The organism is Chryseobacterium sp. CBSDS_008 (assembly GCF_049959325.1).
Lineage (GTDB): Bacteria > Bacteroidota > Bacteroidia > Flavobacteriales > Weeksellaceae > Chryseobacterium.
On sequence record NZ_CP188202.1, the window covers coordinates 4,088,437 to 4,106,625 of the forward strand.

15 protein-coding genes are annotated in these 18,189 nt (G+C 35.6%); 9 read left to right on the plus strand and 6 right to left on the minus strand.

The window, feature by feature from the left end; genetic code table 11:
- The first annotated feature begins 297 nt into the window (after positions 1-297).
- Positions 298-2,994 (plus strand): DUF6493 family protein, encoded by a 2,697-nt coding sequence (locus ACP3T3_RS18605; protein WP_426477237.1) that lies wholly within the window; start codon positions 298-300, stop codon positions 2,992-2,994.
- A gap of 238 nt (positions 2,995-3,232) precedes the next feature.
- Here the strand turns inward: ACP3T3_RS18605 and ACP3T3_RS18610 are convergent, their stop codons facing one another.
- The 5 genes from ACP3T3_RS18610 to ACP3T3_RS18630 form a co-directional block, all read right to left on the minus strand.
- Complete coding sequence (locus ACP3T3_RS18610) at positions 3,233-3,685, minus strand: VOC family protein (protein WP_426477238.1); 453 nt, start codon at positions 3,683-3,685, stop codon at positions 3,233-3,235.
- 259 nt (positions 3,686-3,944) lie between these two features.
- Positions 3,945-4,748: a GLPGLI family protein gene (locus tag ACP3T3_RS18615; RefSeq protein WP_426477239.1), complete on the minus strand. Its 804-nt coding sequence runs from the start codon at positions 4,746-4,748 to the stop codon at positions 3,945-3,947.
- 11 nt (positions 4,749-4,759) lie between these two features.
- Positions 4,760-4,990 carry a hypothetical protein gene (locus ACP3T3_RS18620; protein WP_426477240.1) on the minus strand — a complete coding sequence of 77 codons (231 nt, stop codon included), beginning with the start codon at positions 4,988-4,990 and terminating at the stop codon, positions 4,760-4,762.
- A 511-nt stretch (positions 4,991-5,501) separates the two neighbouring features.
- Positions 5,502-5,807 carry a helix-turn-helix domain-containing protein gene (locus tag ACP3T3_RS18625; protein ID WP_426477241.1) on the minus strand — a complete coding sequence of 102 codons (306 nt, stop codon included), beginning with the start codon at positions 5,805-5,807 and terminating at the stop codon, positions 5,502-5,504.
- Between the two features lie 44 nt (positions 5,808-5,851).
- A complete protein-coding gene (locus ACP3T3_RS18630; RefSeq protein WP_426477242.1) occupies positions 5,852-6,280 on the minus strand; it encodes a transposase in 429 nt (142 codons plus the stop codon).
- Between the two features lie 617 nt (positions 6,281-6,897).
- Between ACP3T3_RS18630 and ACP3T3_RS18635 the strand changes: the two genes are divergently transcribed.
- The gene (locus ACP3T3_RS18635; RefSeq protein ID WP_426479987.1) at positions 6,898-8,436 is read left to right on the plus strand and encodes a SulP family inorganic anion transporter; all 1,539 of its coding nucleotides are present in this window, start codon (positions 6,898-6,900) and stop codon (positions 8,434-8,436) included.
- A 917-nt stretch (positions 8,437-9,353) separates the two neighbouring features.
- Here the strand turns inward: ACP3T3_RS18635 and fusA are convergent.
- The gene (gene fusA, locus ACP3T3_RS18640; protein ID WP_426477243.1) at positions 9,354-11,420 is read right to left on the minus strand and encodes an elongation factor G; all 2,067 of its coding nucleotides are present in this window, start codon (positions 11,418-11,420) and stop codon (positions 9,354-9,356) included.
- 628 nt (positions 11,421-12,048) lie between these two features.
- On the opposite strand from fusA, the gene ACP3T3_RS18645 reads away from it, so the two are divergent.
- The 7 genes from ACP3T3_RS18645 (at position 12,049) to ACP3T3_RS18675 (ending at position 18,047) form a co-directional block, all read left to right on the plus strand.
- Positions 12,049-12,717, plus strand: a complete 669-nt coding sequence (locus ACP3T3_RS18645) for an HAD family hydrolase (RefSeq protein ID WP_426477244.1) — start codon at positions 12,049-12,051, stop codon at positions 12,715-12,717.
- Between the two features lie 6 nt (positions 12,718-12,723).
- Positions 12,724-13,548 (plus strand): phosphoribosyltransferase family protein, encoded by an 825-nt coding sequence (locus ACP3T3_RS18650; RefSeq protein ID WP_426477245.1) that lies wholly within the window; start codon positions 12,724-12,726, stop codon positions 13,546-13,548.
- Positions 13,538-14,095, plus strand: coding sequence for a TerD family protein (locus tag ACP3T3_RS18655; protein ID WP_426477246.1), 558 nt, complete (start codon positions 13,538-13,540; stop codon positions 14,093-14,095). The genes ACP3T3_RS18650 and ACP3T3_RS18655 overlap by 11 nt, the downstream gene beginning before the upstream one ends.
- Before the next feature lie 2 nt (positions 14,096-14,097).
- Positions 14,098-15,273 (plus strand): toxic anion resistance protein, encoded by a 1,176-nt coding sequence (locus ACP3T3_RS18660; RefSeq protein ID WP_426477247.1) that lies wholly within the window; start codon positions 14,098-14,100, stop codon positions 15,271-15,273.
- Between the two features lie 16 nt (positions 15,274-15,289).
- Positions 15,290-16,237 (plus strand): hypothetical protein, encoded by a 948-nt coding sequence (locus tag ACP3T3_RS18665; RefSeq protein ID WP_426477248.1) that lies wholly within the window; start codon positions 15,290-15,292, stop codon positions 16,235-16,237.
- Positions 16,238-16,306: 69 nt separating this feature from the next.
- On the plus strand, positions 16,307-16,915 hold the full coding sequence (locus tag ACP3T3_RS18670; RefSeq protein ID WP_149835168.1) for a TerD family protein: 609 nt from the start codon (positions 16,307-16,309) through the stop codon (positions 16,913-16,915).
- Between the two features lie 157 nt (positions 16,916-17,072).
- Positions 17,073-18,047, plus strand: a complete 975-nt coding sequence (locus tag ACP3T3_RS18675) for a TerC/Alx family metal homeostasis membrane protein (RefSeq protein WP_426479988.1) — start codon at positions 17,073-17,075, stop codon at positions 18,045-18,047.
- The last annotated feature ends 142 nt before the right edge of the window (positions 18,048-18,189 follow it).

The window sequence follows — 18,189 nt, forward strand, 5'->3', positions numbered from 1 at the left end:
TGATATTTTTAAACTATAAAATAAAAGAAACTATACCTTTTCTTAAAAAAGCTTATCCAAAAGATAAAAGAAATTGCTTTTTCTTTTAAACAAGCATAATAAAAATATACAAACAGGATTTTAAAACTTATCAGTCTGTTTACCGGTTGTAATATCATTTTCAGAAAACGGGTGACATCCATGCTGTCAGTTGTTGAAAAACCGGTTTTCAATCTTAAGAAGCTATTGGAAATTATCCTGTGACGGTTTTAAAAAAAGAAAATAACCTGCAAAGACTATATATCAAATTGAAAGCACATGAAAGAAAGACTTTATGAGATCCTTAACGAGGAAAAAATACATGAGATTATCCCTTTTCTAAAGCAGCTGAGCATGGAGGAAAGAAAGGTGCTGGTACCTTCTATTAAGAAACTGGACCGTGAGATCAGTAAGATCGTAATGACCAAAAACTCCTACCATACAGCAGGATCTGTGAACCAGCATTCCATTATAGATATTGCTTCATTTGTATGCATGGATAAAAAGAATTTCGGTAAAAATTACTGGAGCCTTTTCAGAAACGCAGAACAGACCGAACAGATACTGGAGTGGGGCTGCCCGGAATGGTTTTCAGATTTTATCAATGAATCTGTAGAAGCTGAATTTACAGCATTCAATTATAGAGATATTTTAGGATGGACAGAAAAAGGCTACGTACAGCCCAAACCTGAATTGCTGGGGCATCATCTGAGTAATTATCCTGCTGATCTGGACCGCCATCCGGAAACGCTCAATACCCATTTTTGGTATCTGTGTGAATATCCTTCCAAATCTTTGCCTTTCCGCAAAGAATGGTTTCCTATCGTCCAAAAGCTGATTGCAGAAAAAAAAATTGACAGAAAAAGATTTTTGAGAGAATGCCTTCTGGCATCCAACAGAAACTTTAATAAAAATGTAACGGGCTGGTTTATGGATGCATTTACATCTTTAAAACCAACGGAAGAAGAATTATCCGATCTGCAGGATGAATTGCTTGCAGGGCTGGCTTCTTCACAATCAAAAGCGGTGAATACCATCTTATCACATCTGAAAAAAATAGTGGGAATCCCTGATTTTAAAAATGAGGAATTTTCACTTCACCTTCCGAACCTGCTGGGCTCGGAGGTAAAAACGGTAGTTGTTTCCAGCCTGATGCTTACTGAAAAAATATTTCAGAAAAAGAAAATAGATCCTGAAATGCTGGGAATGGCTTTAAGTACGGCGTTTGTAAGCAAAGATGACGGCGTACAGTCAAAGGCAGCGAAGATCATTTTGAAATACATTCCGGTCTCTGAAAATATAATAGAGGCGCTTTCCCATTATTCAGATAATATTCTGACGAATGTACGCCCACTTCTGGTAAAATATATTGAAGAAAGACAGCCCAAACTGGAAGTGATAGCTTCTGAAAAATTATCCTTAGCTACAGAAGAAAATGCTGTCAGGGTACTTCAGAACTTTGAAGATCTGATGTTTTATCTTCCCGTGGCAATGGATGATCCGTACAGTCAACATTGTGATATTGCTTTGACCGGATTTATCCGTTTTGCCGGTGATGTTGACGCACAATCTGTGAAACTTATAGAACCGGTATTTTTGAAAGCCTGTAAAACAATTTCCAAATGGGAAGTTCCTTATCTGAATGTTTTACTGTGTAATGCCATTATCAATTACGGCTTAAGCTTACTTGAGCAATATCCTGTTCAACTTAAAAACCTGGAAAGAATCTATCAGAAGACCAAAGATGAAGAGGCAGAAAGAGAGTCTTATTCAAATTATCAGAAAAAATTAGGACCAATAGAAAGTGTGGGAGCCGATTGTCCTGCCAGACAGGCATTTAAAGAACTTGCCATATACGCTTTTCAAAAAATAAAATCCGGAGATAAGATTCCTCTTTTATTTCCGATTACCCATGCTCCATGCTGGATTTCTCCCGTCACTTTGGTAGAAAGACTGGAAAGTTATCAGAATGCAGATGCAGAACCTCATCATCTTGATATTCAGCTCGCATTACAGCGTTGTGCCTTAGACAATACTGCAGAAGCTATAGCAGAAGTTGAAAAAAGATTGAAAGGTGAATATAAAGAACTGATGCTGTTCTTTCTCGGTAAAAATGCTAAGCCGGAAGGTAATTTTAAACATCCTTCATGGTGGATGACAGCAGGGATTACACGCTCCCCGGAAACTGTTTTTGAAGAATTCACTGGTTTTGGCTATGATACTATTCCTGCAGAATTCTTTTCAGGAGATTACAAGTGGAAAACTATCGATACCAGGAAAAATTCTTATTATCCTGTAGAACTTAATATTGTTATTCCGAAATATCACCTTGAAAAACGAAAAGAACCTTTATTTATGGAGTATTTTGTTGCTGAACAGAAAGAACTTAGTGAAATTCCTGCTTTGATGCTGTGTTTTCCAAATACTCCGGCCAATGCTCTGGCGAAAGTTATCAAACACTGTCTTTTCTATTCAGGAATTGCTGAAGTGTACGAAAGAGGCCTGGTTTTAAATACTGCAAATACCCTTTACCAGATTAAAAAGCCTCTTGATGAAATCGGATATTTGTTTTTAGGGACTATTTTTATGGATAGCGATAAAACTATTCGTGGAACAGCGGCTGAAATGTGGCTTGAACATGTTTCCGGCCAGATAATGGATAATGCCCGGTTAGGAAGGGTGATCGGTATGCATGAAAAGCTGGAGTGGGCACCTGTTAAAAGATTTACAGATCTTATACAGCATCATATGCTGAATGTCAGCAAAAATCATAATATCGCCCTGGAAGAATTGATTTCCAATATTCTGCTTCAGATGGAAGCACCTGTTACCAATCTGAAAAAAATCCTGGAAATCTACCATGAAGTTTTAGCCTTGAATCATTCGGAAGCTCATCATGAAGTCACAAAAAAAATAAATACCTGGAAAGAAAATTCTAGCCTGAAAAAAATCTGCAATCTTTTTCTAAAAAAATAATTAAGAAATACACCTATTTATAGCTATTCCGGGTTTCTTTTCAGGAAAGAGACGGAGAAAACTTTTTCTCAGTCAATACAGTGAGAGATAAAAACGATTTATCTTTCTTTTAGGGTAATGCCGTGAAAAAGGCTGCTTATGCTTATAATTTAATGACAAACGCAAAGGCATAAATCCGGTATCTAAACCTGATATCCTGACGCCTTTGCTTTGTAATGACATTTGTAAATCTTTTGTATCAATTTTTTCCCTGGCTTATCCATTCATGATAACTAAGTACACCCAATTCCGGTTTGCCTTCGCCTTCCAGAACAGCAATAAACTCAAGCTGGTTTCCATCAGGATCATTAAAATAGATAGCGAGTGCTGGCATCCATGCAAATACCATAGGCTCAACACTCCCGTCTTTCAGAAAATTGTATGGCTTTAAATTCTTTCTTTCAAGAAATTCGACTGAATAATTTAAAATATCTTCCTTACTGCTGGAAAAAGCAAAATGCCTGGTCTGAAGATTCTCTTTCTGCTCCCAAAGACCCAGCATAAATTCTTTACCTTCTCCAACCCATAAAAAAGCAATAGGTCTGGTTTCATCTCTATGAGCTAACTTTAGCCCTAATACTCCGGTATAAAATTGTATTGCATTTTCCAGATTGCTCACCTGAACATGAGTCTCATATAATCCTTTAATCATAGCTTAATCTTTAATAAGGACAAAGCTAGAAAACCCTTGCTGGAAAACTTACGAGAGCTGATTTCTTTAATAAAAATGAATGATAGAAGGATTTTATAATTAGAAATTAGAAATTAGAAATTAGAAATTAGAAATTAGAAATTAGATTGTTATTAAATATCAATATCTGTTTTCAATATTAATTCAATTTGTTGATAACTGTCAGATAAAGTATTGACTAATTCACATAATTTATAATAGCACCTTATTTTAAAGTGCTTTAGTCTAAATAATTATTTGATTTACCTGCGTTATTCCTTACTAAGTCCATTTCCTGTTTTGTCATCTCTCTATGAAGAAGTCCACCTACATTACTTACAGCATTATCTTTAGCATTTTGCCTTGCATTTGAAAATTTTTCGTAGGTTGTGGAGGCATCATTTTTAAGAGGTATAATTTCCCGCTTTTCTTTTTTCAAATAAAATAATTCAAAAGAATATGTTTGTTTTTGATCTTCTAAGTAAATAACAAGCCCTGGAAGACCTTTGAAAGTATAAGGACCTTCTGATATTGGAATATCCAAGGTGTACCATGCAGTAAGTTCCCTCATTCCATATTTACCAATAGCTTTTTTACAATTATATCCATTTATTTTTTTTGTCTCATTTAATAAATTCCATTCAACTTTATTAGCCGGTTCAAATGAAAACAAATTTTTAAATACTTTATCATAAATTTTTAACTTTCCATCTCGTAGTAATACTTCTTGACTCATATTCACACGTGGAACTTTTGAAAAATCAATATTAAGATTCTCTGAAGTAATATTGTTCATACTATTTTTTACAATGGCTTCTTTTAGTGAATCACTTTTTGCCTTTTGATCACTTTTAAAAAGAGAAACATTGTCCCCAATAAAAAGTGTCATTATTTCTTCTCTCTCGCTCGATTTATTTGTTGAATCTTTGAGAAATTTAACATGATATTTACAAATCAAGTTAGAATAAAGAACAGTATTCTTGTCTTGTGAAAAAACAAAAATACTGTTCGTTAAAATTATTATTAGTGAAAATATTTTTAACATTAAGCTTTGATTTAATCACAAAAATATTCATCCAATAAGGCCATATTATCCATTAAGCATTGTTCTCCCCAACTCGTACAATAAGAGTCTTGAATAGGAAATCCGCACGATGTATAATATGTAACGGTTCCACACCATTCAGTTGCTTTTTGATTATTTTTTTCTTTAGCATTAAAAACGCTTTCTTCAGCACTAACAAGTCCAGCAACTCCAAAGGCTGCTAATAAAATTAATTTTTTCATAATTGTCTAATTTTTAAATTATTTTTGTGATTGCAATCTTATAACAAGTATACAAATTAATTTTATCGTAAATTACGAACATCCGTATTTACTAAAACTTTGTTATTGTGTAGAATGTGAGCTAAGTGAAAAATGAATTTAGCTTCATAATATTCCTTAATTTGCTTTAAACGCATTTCTAATGAAAAAATAAAAGTCCCGAAACTTGTTCGGAAATAGATAAAAACAGTTCGTTTTTTAGAAGTTAAACATTATTTTGATACTCTGTTTTAGCATTAAACAAAGGACGTGCTTTTTTCTGGGCAAAATCTCCGTAATAATTTCCTCGCATTTCCATTGAAGATTTAATCTTGTTAATTTTCAGAAACGATTTCAGTCATTACTGATAGGGTAGTGTCATCAGGGAAAAATTCATCATAGCACAATTATGGGAGGAATAGTGAAGCTGGTCACTCCGGCAAACGTTTAGCCCGGTTTTTTCTTATTATTACCTTTAAAAAATGCCGGCAGATTATTTACCGGCATTTTTCATAGTATCTTCAAGCTCTTCTTCAAACATGAGTTTCCATTTGGAAAGCGTTGTTCTGCTTATCTTATATTTTCTCGACATATAGCTTGTGGAATGACCGTGTTTTTTCTGGTACTGCAGCAATTTCAGCATGGTCTGCTTGTCATAGGTTTTCAGTTTTTGATTTTCTCTGGACTGCTTAAACAATTTTTCGTTGAATTTCAGAACATCCTCACTCGTGTGAAGCTTTTCAAGAAGTTCTTTGATTTTCGGATCTTTCAGCTTTTCAGGATGCTCTGTTTTAAGCATATCCTGGTAAATTTTTTTGTAATTGGGGCGCATGTCTTATGTGTTTATCCGTTTGCATTATCAGTCTTCTGAAGCCATCTGTGCAGGGTACTTTTAGGAATGGAATACTCTTTAATGACTTCGCTTTGGGTCATTTCACCGGAAAGAATCCTTTTCATAATGAAATCTTTGATTTCCTGAGTGTAAATATTTTTCCTGAAGTAGGGCGTTTTTTCGGATTTTTGGCCGGTCTTGTTAATAGCTGAAGGCGGTGCATATAAAATTAAATGTGAACTGTATAGTCTGAAAAAATCATATTCCAACAGTTTGCTCCACCTTAAAAGAAGATCCGTATCCATTGATTTGCTGTCATACATCATTTCGACAGCTTCTTCATCTTTACTTAAAAATTTGCATATCCTCTCTACTGTTATTTCATTTTCATTAACCCTCTCCTTGATAAATTTCCCAATATGGATTTCTTTATATAACATTTTTTACTGAATATTATTCTTTTGTTTAAACTTATACATAAAAAAACGGAAATAGATGATATATATTATCAAATGTAACAAGAGGCAGTTCACAAAAATCTGAAATGGATAGAATAGAAATTATGATTCAGGAATACTAAAATACGTTTCATAAGATCATTAATCTTAGAAAACAGGTCTGTAACTTACCAAATAACTTAAAACAGGTGGGTAGGGATCACCTTAATGTACTTGGGATATATTCTTATTTTCAATGGGTTTCTTCTTCTTCTCTTTCAAACTTCTTTCCTGCCATTTGTGTGAAATAATATATAACCTATTAAGGTTTTTATACAATTCTATGAGTGAAGGCTGTAGATGAATTGATAAACAGCTTTTTACGCATTGAATTTTTAAATTAGTACCAAATAATTACTTATTTACTTCAAATGTAAACAAAAATAAGAGACAAAAATAGTCAGAAGTGTAAAAATCACAGTTTATATGTTTATTTTAATTAAAATTAACATATTATAGAAACTAATGTGTTAATTATTTAAGTTGATGGATGTACTGCAGAAAAAATGACAAAAAGAAAAATTGTATACCATCAGGACAGTCCATACCTTTGCAAATCAATGAAAAATACGCTGACCTTATTCGACTTTTCGAAAAAAATAAACTACAAGAATGAATTGCTTGCCGGTTTTACTGTGGCGATGACGATGATTCCTGAGTCGCTGTCATTTGCTATTCTTGCAGGTTTGTCTCCGCTTACAGGACTGTATGCTGCTTTTATGATGGGACTTGTGACAGCTGTTTTGGGCGGCCGTCCCGGAATGGTTTCCGGTGGAGCAGGAGCAACCATCGTTGTACTGATTGCTCTCATACAATCTCATGGAGTAGAATATCTTTTTGCCACGGTAGCACTTGCCGGAATGCTGCAGATGATGGTGGGAATCTTTAAACTGGGGAAATTTGTAAGACTGATTCCACAACCCGTTATGTACGGATTCCTGAACGGATTGGCCATTATTATTTTTATGGCACAGGTAGAACAGTTCAAAATTACAGACAGCAACGGAGCGGTAAGCTGGCTGCAGGGAATGCCTTTATATATCATGGCAGGCTTAACTGCGCTTACAATTGGCGTAGTCTGTTTTTTTCCAAAAATCACAAAAGTCGTTCCCGCCTCTCTGGTTGCCATTATTATTGTCTTTGCCGTAGTTCTTGGATTTAATATTCCAACAAAAACGGTAGCAGATATAGCCCATATCAGTGGAAATCTTCCCAACTTTCATGTTCCGCAGATTCCTTTTTCTCTGGAAACTTTACAGATTATCTTTCCCTATGCCTTAATTATGGCAGGAGTAGGTCTTATTGAATCTCTTCTGACATTATCGATGGTGGATGAAATTACCAATACAAAGGGAAGTGCAAATAAAGAATCTGTTGCCCAGGGACTGGCTAATATTACCAATGGCTTTTTTGGCGGAATGGGCGGCTGTGCAATGGTAGCACAAACCTTAGTAAACCTTAATGCAGGTTCCAGAGCAAGATTGTCGGGAATTATTGCTTCTCTGCTGATTTTAATAATTATTCTGTGTGGAGCACCTGTGATAGAAAAAATTCCTATGGCTGCTTTAGTAGGCGTTATGATGATGGTTGCCATCAGTACTTTCCAGTGGGTATCGATCAGGATTGTTAACAAAATGCCGAAGTCGGATATTTTTGTAGGAGTAACCGTTGCGTTGATTACTGTGGTTTTGCATAATCTGGCTTTAGCCGTTTTAATTGGAGTGATCATTTCAGCATTGGTTTTTGCCTGGGATAATGCCAAAAGAATCAGAGCAAGAAAATATATTGATGAAAACGGAGTAAAGTATTACGAAGTATACGGACCTTTATTTTTCGGTTCAGCAACAACTTTTACAGATAAATTCGATCCCATAAACGATCCTGATCAGGTTGTTATTGATTTTAAAGAAAGCCGTATTGTCGATATGAGTGCAATAGATGCCCTGGATAAGTTGTCCAAACGCTATAAAGAACACAATAAAATATTACACTTACGCCATCTCAGCGAAGACTGCCGGAAAATACTTAAAAATGCGGAAGCTGTAGTGGAAATTAATATTCAGGAAGACCCGACGTATAAGGTGATGCCTGAAAAATAAGGAGCAATAATGAATTTTTGCTTCGCAAGTGAATAGTGAATTTTGTAGTGCATAAAAAATTGACAAGCGCAGCGGATCGACGATTGGCCATTCTCAATTTTATAGTCAATAAGTGAATTTTTGCTTCGCAAGTGAATAGTGAATTTTGTAGTGCATAAAAAATTGACAAGCGCAGCGGATTGACCATTGACCATTCACAATTTTATAATCAATAAGTGAATTTTTGCTTCGCAAGTGAATAGTGAATTTTGTAGTGCATAAAAAGTTGACAAGCGCAGCGGATTGACCATTGACTATTGACCATTCACAATTTTATAATCAATAAGTGAATTTTTGCTTCGCAAGTGAATAGTGAATTTTGTAGTGCATAAAAAATTGACAAGCGCAGCGGATTGACCATTGACCATTGACCATTGACCATTCACAATTTTATAATCATAAGTGAATTTTTGCTTCGCAAGTGAATAGTGAATTTTGTAGTGCATAAAAAATTGACAAGCGCAGCGGATCGACGATTGACCATTCACAATTTTATAATCAATAAGTGAATTTTTGCTTCGCAAGTGAATAGTGAATTTTGTAGTGCATAAAAAATTGACAAGCGCAGCGGATTGACCATTGACCATTGACCATTGACCATTCACAATTTTATAATCAATAAGTGAATTTTTGCTTCGCAAGTGAATAGTGAATTTTGTAGTGCATAAAAAATTGACAAGCGCACCGGATTGACGATTGACCATTGATCATTCACAATTTTATAGTCAATAAGTGAATTTTTGCTTCGCAAGTGAATAGTGAATTTTGTAGTGCATAAAAAGTTAACAAGCGCAGCGGATTGACCATTCACCATTCACCATAAAACTCCTCAATAACAAGACAAGGACTGTAAGAAAAAATCTACAGTCCTTGCTTGTTTAGGTTATTAATGTTTTCGCGATAAAATCGGGCACTAAGGCATAGTGCGATAATTTCATGCTGATGGAAGCTCTTCCGCTGGTCAATGTTCTCAGGTCAGAAATATACCCAAAAGTTGAAGCTAACGGAACTTCCGCTGCAAAGATCTTTCTTCCTGATTTTTCATCAATCGAAGTAATAATTCCTCTTCTTCTGTTGATGTCCGCAGTGACAGCACCTGTGTATTCCTCAATACTCTGGATTTCTACCTGCATAACAGGTTCCATCAGTTTAGGAGTACATTTCTTTGCCGCCGCTTTGAATCCTTCTCTTGCTGCAATTTCGAAATCGAATGCGGCAGAATCCTGAGCGTGGAAAGAACCGTCCAGAAGAGTAACCTTCATATTTTCCAGAGAATATCCTTTCAATGGTCCGTGTTCCATAGCTTCTCTGAAACCTTTTTCAACGGAAGGAATGAATTCGGAAGGAATAACACCTCCTTTGATCATATTGATGAATTCCAATCCATATTCATGATCATTCCTTGGTCCGATTTCAAAAGTAATATCAGCGAACTGGCCGCTTCCTCCGTTTTGCTTGGAAAGCTTTTCTCTGTGAACTTTAGTTTCCGTTAAGATCTCACGATAAGAAACTTTAGGTTTTCCCTGATTGATTTCAATGCCATGATTCAAACGGATTTTTTCCAGTGTAACTTCAAGATGAAGTTCACCCAATCCACTCAATAAAGTTTCCCCGGTCTGCGGGTCTCTTTCTACCACCAACGAAGGATCTTCTTCCTGGATTTTTGCCAGCACCAAACCGAAAGATTTCTCATCACCATTGGTTCTAGGCTCGATAGCGACTCTGATCACAGGAGTCGGAATCGTGATCGCTTCCAGTAATATCGGCTTGTCTATAGAAGATAAAGAATCACCGGTTTTGGCATCCTTTATTCCCGTTAAAGCAACAATATCTCCAGCTTTAGCTTCCTCAAGTGATAAAGTTTTATCCGACTGCATCTGTAAAATTCTCGAAATCCTGTAGCTTTCACCCGTTCTCACATTCAGTACTGTATCTCCGGATCTTATTCTTCCGGAATATACACGCAGCATAGCCAGTCTTCCCATATGTTTATCAATCACTACTTTGAAGACAAGCCCTGAAAAAGCAGCTGTTTCATTTCTTTCCAATGTTACCGTTTCTTCTGTCTGAGGATCTCTTCCCTGCAGGTCAGCGAGTTGATCCGGAGCCGGAAGATAAGTAACCACAGCGTCAAGAAGAGGCTGGATTCCCTTATTCTTAAAAGCAGAACCACATAAAACAGGAACGGCAGATCCTGATCTGCACACTTTTTGTACCGCTTCTGAGATCATGTTGACTGTGATTGTTTGTTCACTATCCATAAAAATCTCAAAGAACTTCTCATCATTTTCTGCAAGAGTTTCCATTAACTTTATCCTGTATTCATCAGCTTCAGCCATATAATGATCAGGAATTTCTTTTTCCACAATGGTTTCACCGTTTTCATCGGTCCAGTATAATGCTTTCATTTTGATAAGATCAATAACACCTTCAAAATGTACTTCAGCTCCAATCGGAATCTGAAGAGTAAGAGGAACAGCATTGAGTTTGGTTTTTATTTCATTAAGAACCGCAAAGAAATCTGCACCAATTCTATCCATTTTATTGATGAAACAGATTTTGGATGTTCCGTGCTTTTCAGCCTGAAACCAAACATTTTCAGTCTGTGGCTGTACCCCTGAAGAAGCACAGAAAACTGCGACAACACTGTCCAGAACCCTTAAAGAACGTTCCACTTCCACGGCAAAATCAATGTGTCCCGGCGTATCAATAATGTTGATATTATACACCTTATCATCTTTTTTCCATTGTGTAGAAACGGCAGCTGATGAAATGGTAATCCCTCTGTTTCTTTCCTGGATGTCTTTATCCATGGTAGTATTTCCATCATCTACATTACCGATTTTATGAATAAGCCCTGTGTAATATAAAAGCCTTTCTGATAACGTTGTTTTTCCCGCATCTACATGTGCTATGATCCCTATATTTCGTGTGTTGTATTTCATTTTGTTTGATTTAAATTGTTGATTTTTAGATCCGTGTTTAGAAAAGATTCTGAAAAAAATGAGCACAAAATACACTCCGGTCTCATAAAGCCGGCAAAACATTTTCTGTATTTTGTATCAAAGAGAAATTTTCAGAGATCTTAACAAACAACAGATTTTTTTTGAATTGTTAAAATCTGAAAATAGGGCAGCAAAAAAGACCTATCCGAATAGACAGGTCTTTAATATATTTTTTAGTATAAAAGATCTATAGAACTATTCAGATAAATATTCAGTGCTGCCAAAGAACACAGCTCTGACAGGATTGCTTAACGTTATAATATTTATCATTTTTGTTGACATTGTTGATTTTTAATCGGTTGCGAAATTATAATTTTTTTTTGATTTCCAAAGAATTTTTCAACTATTTTTTTGTGAACGGAAATTAAACGGTTCATAAATCATCTTCTGTGGGGCTGTGAAATTCGTCAATTTTTCATAAAGATATCTTAAAACAGGCAACAACGTAATGCGTTTATGATAAAAATTTTATCTTTGGGAAGAATAGTATAGTTAAACACTTTTTGATGATTAAAAAATTTTAAATCTTTTTCAGGAAGCTAAATAAAAACTTTTAACTTAAAACCTATTGAAAACAGATATCGACATTCATAACCACTGTCATTTTTCCTTTGACCTGTGGCTCACCTTAATCAAATCTCATCCTGAATTTAAAGTAAAAAGAGTTGAGCTGTTCTCCTCATTTTTTAACGTAGATAAACCGATAGAAGAAGTTGCGAAAACCGTAAAATATTACGATGATCTTTGCAATACCATTAATGAAGTAACGGGAGGGAATATTGATACTTTTGAAATTTATCTGATGATTTTGGGTGCTTTGGATGTGGATGTGAAACTTTTGACAAAGGAAAAGCTCAATGACTTTTATATAAAAAGCGAAAACCTGTTTCTGGAATACAGACCAGTAATGATTTTTGACAATGTTCATGGTTTTTTTGAAGATATTAAAAATCAGGGAAAGACCATTAATATTTTGAGCAACACAGGATTTATTAAAGGAAAAACAATGAGGAAATTTCTGATTCATGAAAACCTGGATCAGTACATCGATTTCCACATCTATTCGGATGAGATCAACTGTTCCAAACCGAACCCGCTTATTTTTCAGGAAGTGAAGAATAAGATCAAAGATCAGGACTTGCCGCTCGATCAGATTCTGCACATCGGAGATAATCCTGTAGCAGATTACCAGGGAGCAAAAGACTTCGGTTTCAGTGCCCACTTACTTAAACACTAAATAAACATGAATACAAGGTACAGCTTACACCACATTCATTCGGCAGATGAGTTTACTTTCTCACCTGCAGAATACAGCTATTTCAAGTATGGTGATAAATCGTATGCTGAAAAATTTGCAAGAGAATTATTTGACGGATTTATTTCTGCAAACGAAACACTTTTAGATACTGATAAAGAGATCGTTGTGCTGCCAAGCCCGTATATGGCGATTCCTACAGCATCCAATTTTTTATGTTTTTACTTTAAAAAATATTTGGATTTTCATTTTTTTCAAAAAGGAAAGAAGTCCAGTATTTTATCTAAAATCAACCGTAATCATACGTATATCACAGATTACGGGAATCTTAATTTTGAAGACCGTAAAAATCTCATCGCCAATGATACTTATTATATCGATAAGGATTTTTTGAGAGGAAAACTTTGTATTTTTATAGACGATATAAAAATCACGGGAAGTCATGAATATACAGTGAACAGGATTCTGGATGAATATAGTGTAGAAGCAGACTTTATGTTCCTGTATTACGCAGAGCTGATGAATTTTGACCTTGATCCAAAAATTGAAAACTTTTTCAACTACTATGCAGTAAAAAATGTAAATCATGTTGCAGAAGTGATGAATAAAGAAAGTTTTCAGTTCAATACAAGGATTGTAAAATATATTTTAGGACTGGATTCAAGTAATTTTGACTATCTTACGTCTAAAGTAAAAAAGGAACAGATGGACTTGCTTTTGGAGCTGGCCATCAGTAACAATTATCATTTAATAAAAGAATACGAAAATAACATCAATACGTTAACACAAAAGGAATTATATTATGGCTATTAACTTACAAAAAGGACAAAGAGAAAACATTAACGCACCTAAATTTACTGTAGGTTTAGGATGGGATATCAATAATACTTCTACAGGAACAGCTTTCGACCTTGATGCTTCTTTATTTTTGCTTGGGGACGACAAAAAATTAGTTTCAGATAATCATTTTATTTTCTATAACAACCTTGAGTCTCCGGACAAATCTGTAATCCACACTGGTGATAATCTTACAGGAGAAGGAGCAGGAGATGATGAGCAGATCAAGATTGATCTTACGAAAATAGATGATGCGATCAAAGAAATTACAGTAGTAGTAACGATTCACGATGCAGATTCGAGAAAACAAAACTTTGGACAGGTAAGAAATTCTTTCATCAGAATTTTCAATACAGATACGAATGAAGAGATCTTAAAATATGAATTAGATGAAGATTTCTCAATCGAAACCGCTGTAGAGTTCGGAAGAATCTATAACAGAAACGGAGAATGGAAATTTGAGGCTGTAGGGGCAGGACAAAGAGACGGCCTTGAGAAATTTGTATCAATTTATCAGAAATAATCATGGACAATCAGGAAAATCAACCCATAGATCCGCTAGGATCAATAGAACCTCTTAAAACCTTTGAACCTACTCCAATGGTTCCGCCAACTCTGGCTCAGCCTGTTCAGAATGCAGCACCGGCAGTTCTTGTGGATAGAGAAGGAAATGTAAATCTGACGCAGCTGCAGTCAGAAGAACGTCAGAAATATGAAGTTCTTGCGAACTCTATTGACGAGGCCAATCCAGGTTCTATCGTGAATTTCGGGGCGGAACTTCAGAAAACATTAACCAATCAGAGTGACAGCTTCTTAGGAAATGTAAGAAGGTCAAACTCCGGAGAAGTAGGAGGGCTTATCAATGATCTTTTGGTAGAGCTTAACTATGTAGATGTAGATGAGCTTAACGGAAATAAAGTGAAAAGCTTCCTAAGCAAATTACCGTTCATGAAGAAGGTCATTACTCAGGTGGAAAACTTATTTGCAAAATATGACAAGATCATCAACAATATAGAGCAGATCTCTTATAAAGTAAATGCAGGAATCATTACTTCTACAAAAGATAATGCGGTACTTCAGACTATTTTTGAAAGCAATGTAAATTCTATTAAACAAATTGAAGACCTTGTAATTGCAGGAAATATAAGAATGGAAAGAGCTGCGGTAGAGCTTGCCCAGATGGAAGCAAATCCTCAGAACTTTCAGGATTATCAGATTGCAGATAAAAGAGATTTTATTGCAAGATTAGACAGAAGAATGGCTGATCTTAAGGTGGTGCGTGTAATCATGATGCAGTCGCTTCCACAGATCAGACTGGTACAGAACAACAACGTTTCTATTGCAGAAAAAGCACAGACCATTCTTACCACTACACTTCCTGTATGGAAAAACCAGCTTTCACTGGCTGTAGCGATGTACAGACAGCAGCAGAATATTGAAATCCAGCAGAAGGTATCTTCCACTACAGAAGAGATTTTAAGAAAGAATGCAGAACGTCTTGGCCAGAACTCAGTGAATGTTGCCAGAGCGAATGAGCAGACTATTGTATCTGTAGAAACGCTGAAAGAAACAACATCAATGCTGATCAATACATTGAATGAAGTGAAACAAATCCAGAAACAGGGAGCAGATAACAGAAGAAAACTGGATCAGGATCTTCAGACATTGGAGCATGAACTAAAAGCTAATGTCAGAGGTTAATTTATAGGATACCAAGGTGGGGGATGATGCAGCAACCATATTGTCGCAAAGCAAAAGAAGATTAACAAAGCTTAAGCTTCTTGCGAATTTTTTTGAACATATTGACATCATATCAATTTACATCAAAACTGATATTATTCACAATCTGTTCCAGGAAAATACGGCTTTAGATTACAATAAACTGGAACTTTTCCACCTGCAGTATACGGACAGTCTCATAGAACTTCTGACTAAAATTAAAAAGCAGAAGGAAAATGATATGCTGGCGGTCATTAATGAAATTAATATTAACGGAAAATATATTTCAGGTTTTGAAGAAAGACAGGCAGACAGTTTTCAGACCGACAGGAAAATGTACAGCGGTATATTTTCCCAACATCTGAAAACATTGTATAAAGATCTTACAGAAGACAGTTTTACAGCCAATTGGGAGAATGTGCTGTACTTTCATAAAAAATATGCCCAGGAATTTTACAGGACAGGAGCAGATGAAACATTGCTGAAATCCGATTCTTTCCCGGCATATCAGTATAAAGACTATTCCATTGAAAGAAAACTGTTGGGAAGGCTTAATATAAAGGGATTTAAAGTCCGTTTTGTATGCGGTTACCTTATTGGAACCCATGATTATGAACTTTTCAAAATCTTTCAGTCTGATGATCATTTTATTTTCAGTGTAGACGAAAAGAAATTGTATCTTTTTGACAAAGAACTGGATAAGCTGGATATTTCTGAAAATCAATCGAACCAAAGTTCTATTATTGATCAGCTGAAAAGTAAAAATGAGCAGCTGGAACACAGTATGAACGAAAGAAAGCGTACGTTACCGGCAGAAGTAGAAGGTGTTTTGAAAGATTATATTAAAAACCTTGAAAATATGGACATTATGAGCAAAATATTTGACTTCGATGAAGAAACCAATATTCTGCGGGCAATGCTTAATTTAAATTTGAATAATAACTAAGACGAAATTTGAAAAGCAAAGAAGATTCACTTTTTTGCAAAAATGTAAATAACAACTAAACATAAAGAAATGGCTATCAACTTACAAAAAGGTCAGAGAATCAACCTTAAAAAAGAAAATGGAGCTGAGCTTTCTCAGGCTTGCGTAGGAATCAACTGGGGAGCAATTGAGAAAAAAGGATTTTTTGGGACTAAAAAAGAAGCAGTAGACTTAGACGGAAGCTGTATTTTATATGATTCAAACAAAAATGTTACAGAAGTAATCTATTTCGGAAACCTTAAATCCAGAAACGGATCTGTAAGACACAGTGGAGATGACCTTACCGGTGACGTAAACGGAGATGACGGATTGGATAACGAAGTGATTACCGTAGATTTCAGCCAGCTGGAGCCGAATGTAGAACATGTGGCAATGGTACTGAACAGCTACAGAGGCCAGGATTTCGGAACCATTCCTTTTGCTTCTATCCGTATTTATGAAGGAACGCCTACCAATGTCAGAGAAGTTTTTGCAAAATATGATATTGCAAACGATGCTTCTTTCAGTGGGCACGTTGCCATGGTAATGGGTGTTTTCTACAAGAGAAACGGAGAATGGAAATTCAACGCGATCGGAGATCCTACAGCAGATAAAAAACTGGAGCAGACGGTTCAGACAGTTCAGATGAACTACTTATAATCAATTGTCAATCAAAAGATAAATAAATTAGCAATATTTGTACGCTGTACATCTATTGCTTTTATCATATAATAACATAACTCAAGTGGAAAAACATCAAAGTATTTTAGAACTGCACCCAGGTCTGGTGTGGGGATTTGCGGTAACGGTCGTTATCATGCTGCTCCTGGACTTAGGAGTATTTAATAAAAAAAGTCATGAAGTCTCTTCCAAAGAAGCTACGATCTGGTCCATTGTATGGATCTCACTTTCAATGGTTTTTTCAGGGGTGGTTTATTGGGTATTCAATACCGATGGAAGTCCTGAAAGCCATGCCTTGGCAGTAGAGAAATTTACACAGTATCAGGCTGCCTATTGGATTGAAAAAGCGCTATCTGTGGATAACTTATTTGTATTTATCCTCGTTTTCGGATTCTTTAAAGTTCCGAAATACCTTCATCACAAAGTTCTTTTCTGGGGAATCATTGGAGCTTTAATTTTCAGGGCAATATTTATTTTTGCCGGAGTAGGACTGATCAATCTGACCTATCTTCCTGAAATGAATATCTTTGGGAAGCCAGTACAGATCAACGTAGTAATGGCCCTTTTCGGTCTGTTCCTTGTATATGCAGGAATCAAATCCTGGGGCGATGGCGGCGACGATGATGATGAAGATTACAGCAACACAGCAGGAGCAAAGCTGATCAAGAGTTTCTGGAAAGTTTCCGATAACTATGATGGAGATAAATTCTTCACCATTCAGAACGGTATCAAAATGGCGACTCCACTTTTAGTAGTAGTAGGAGTAATTGAGTTTACAGACGTTCTTTTTGCAGTAGATTCTATTCCGGCGATCTTTGCAATTTCAAATGACCCGTTTATCCTTTATACATCGAACATCTTTGCTATTTTAGGATTAAGATCATTATATTTCCTGTTAGCGAATTTTATCCATATGTTTAGCAAACTTCCATACGGATTGGCGATTATTCTTTCCTTTATTGGAGTTAAAATGCTTATTGCCCCATGGATTCATATTCCGTCTCCGGTTTCATTGGGAATCGTAGGAGGAGTATTGGTGATCTCTGTTCTTTTATCGATCATCTTCCCTGAAAAAGAAGAAGAGAAGAAAGAAGAATTGGAAGAGAAATAATTGAATTTAAAAATATATGAGAAGCCTCTGGATTTCCGGAGGTTTTTTTGTTGATGATATTTTGTTGATAATATGGGTTTTAGGTAAGATTACTTTTTCAAATTTAAACCTTATAGGTTTCAAAAACCTATAAGGTTTGAGA

Excerpts from the sequence above, each read along its gene's own strand:
- ACP3T3_RS18605 (WP_426477237.1), top strand. The coding sequence starts at position 298 with ATGAAAGAAAGACTTTATGAGATCCTTAACGAGGAAAAAATACATGAG.
- ACP3T3_RS18610 (WP_426477238.1), bottom strand. The coding sequence starts at position 3,685 with ATGATTAAAGGATTATATGAGACTCATGTTCAGGTGAGCAATCTGGAA.
- ACP3T3_RS18615 (WP_426477239.1), bottom strand. The coding sequence starts at position 4,748 with ATGTTAAAAATATTTTCACTAATAATAATTTTAACGAACAGTATTTTT.
- ACP3T3_RS18620 (WP_426477240.1), bottom strand. The coding sequence starts at position 4,990 with ATGAAAAAATTAATTTTATTAGCAGCCTTTGGAGTTGCTGGACTTGTT.
- ACP3T3_RS18625 (WP_426477241.1), bottom strand. The coding sequence starts at position 5,807 with ATGCTTAAAACAGAGCATCCTGAAAAGCTGAAAGATCCGAAAATCAAA.
- ACP3T3_RS18630 (WP_426477242.1), bottom strand. The coding sequence starts at position 6,280 with ATGTTATATAAAGAAATCCATATTGGGAAATTTATCAAGGAGAGGGTT.
- ACP3T3_RS18635 (WP_426479987.1), top strand. The coding sequence starts at position 6,898 with ATGAAAAATACGCTGACCTTATTCGACTTTTCGAAAAAAATAAACTAC.
- fusA (WP_426477243.1), bottom strand. The coding sequence starts at position 11,420 with ATGAAATACAACACACGAAATATAGGGATCATAGCACATGTAGATGCG.
- ACP3T3_RS18650 (WP_426477245.1), top strand. The coding sequence starts at position 12,724 with ATGAATACAAGGTACAGCTTACACCACATTCATTCGGCAGATGAGTTT.
- ACP3T3_RS18655 (WP_426477246.1), top strand. The coding sequence starts at position 13,538 with ATGGCTATTAACTTACAAAAAGGACAAAGAGAAAACATTAACGCACCT.
- ACP3T3_RS18660 (WP_426477247.1), top strand. The coding sequence starts at position 14,098 with ATGGACAATCAGGAAAATCAACCCATAGATCCGCTAGGATCAATAGAA.
- ACP3T3_RS18670 (WP_149835168.1), top strand. The coding sequence starts at position 16,307 with ATGGCTATCAACTTACAAAAAGGTCAGAGAATCAACCTTAAAAAAGAA.
- ACP3T3_RS18675 (WP_426479988.1), top strand. The coding sequence starts at position 17,073 with ATGCTGCTCCTGGACTTAGGAGTATTTAATAAAAAAAGTCATGAAGTC.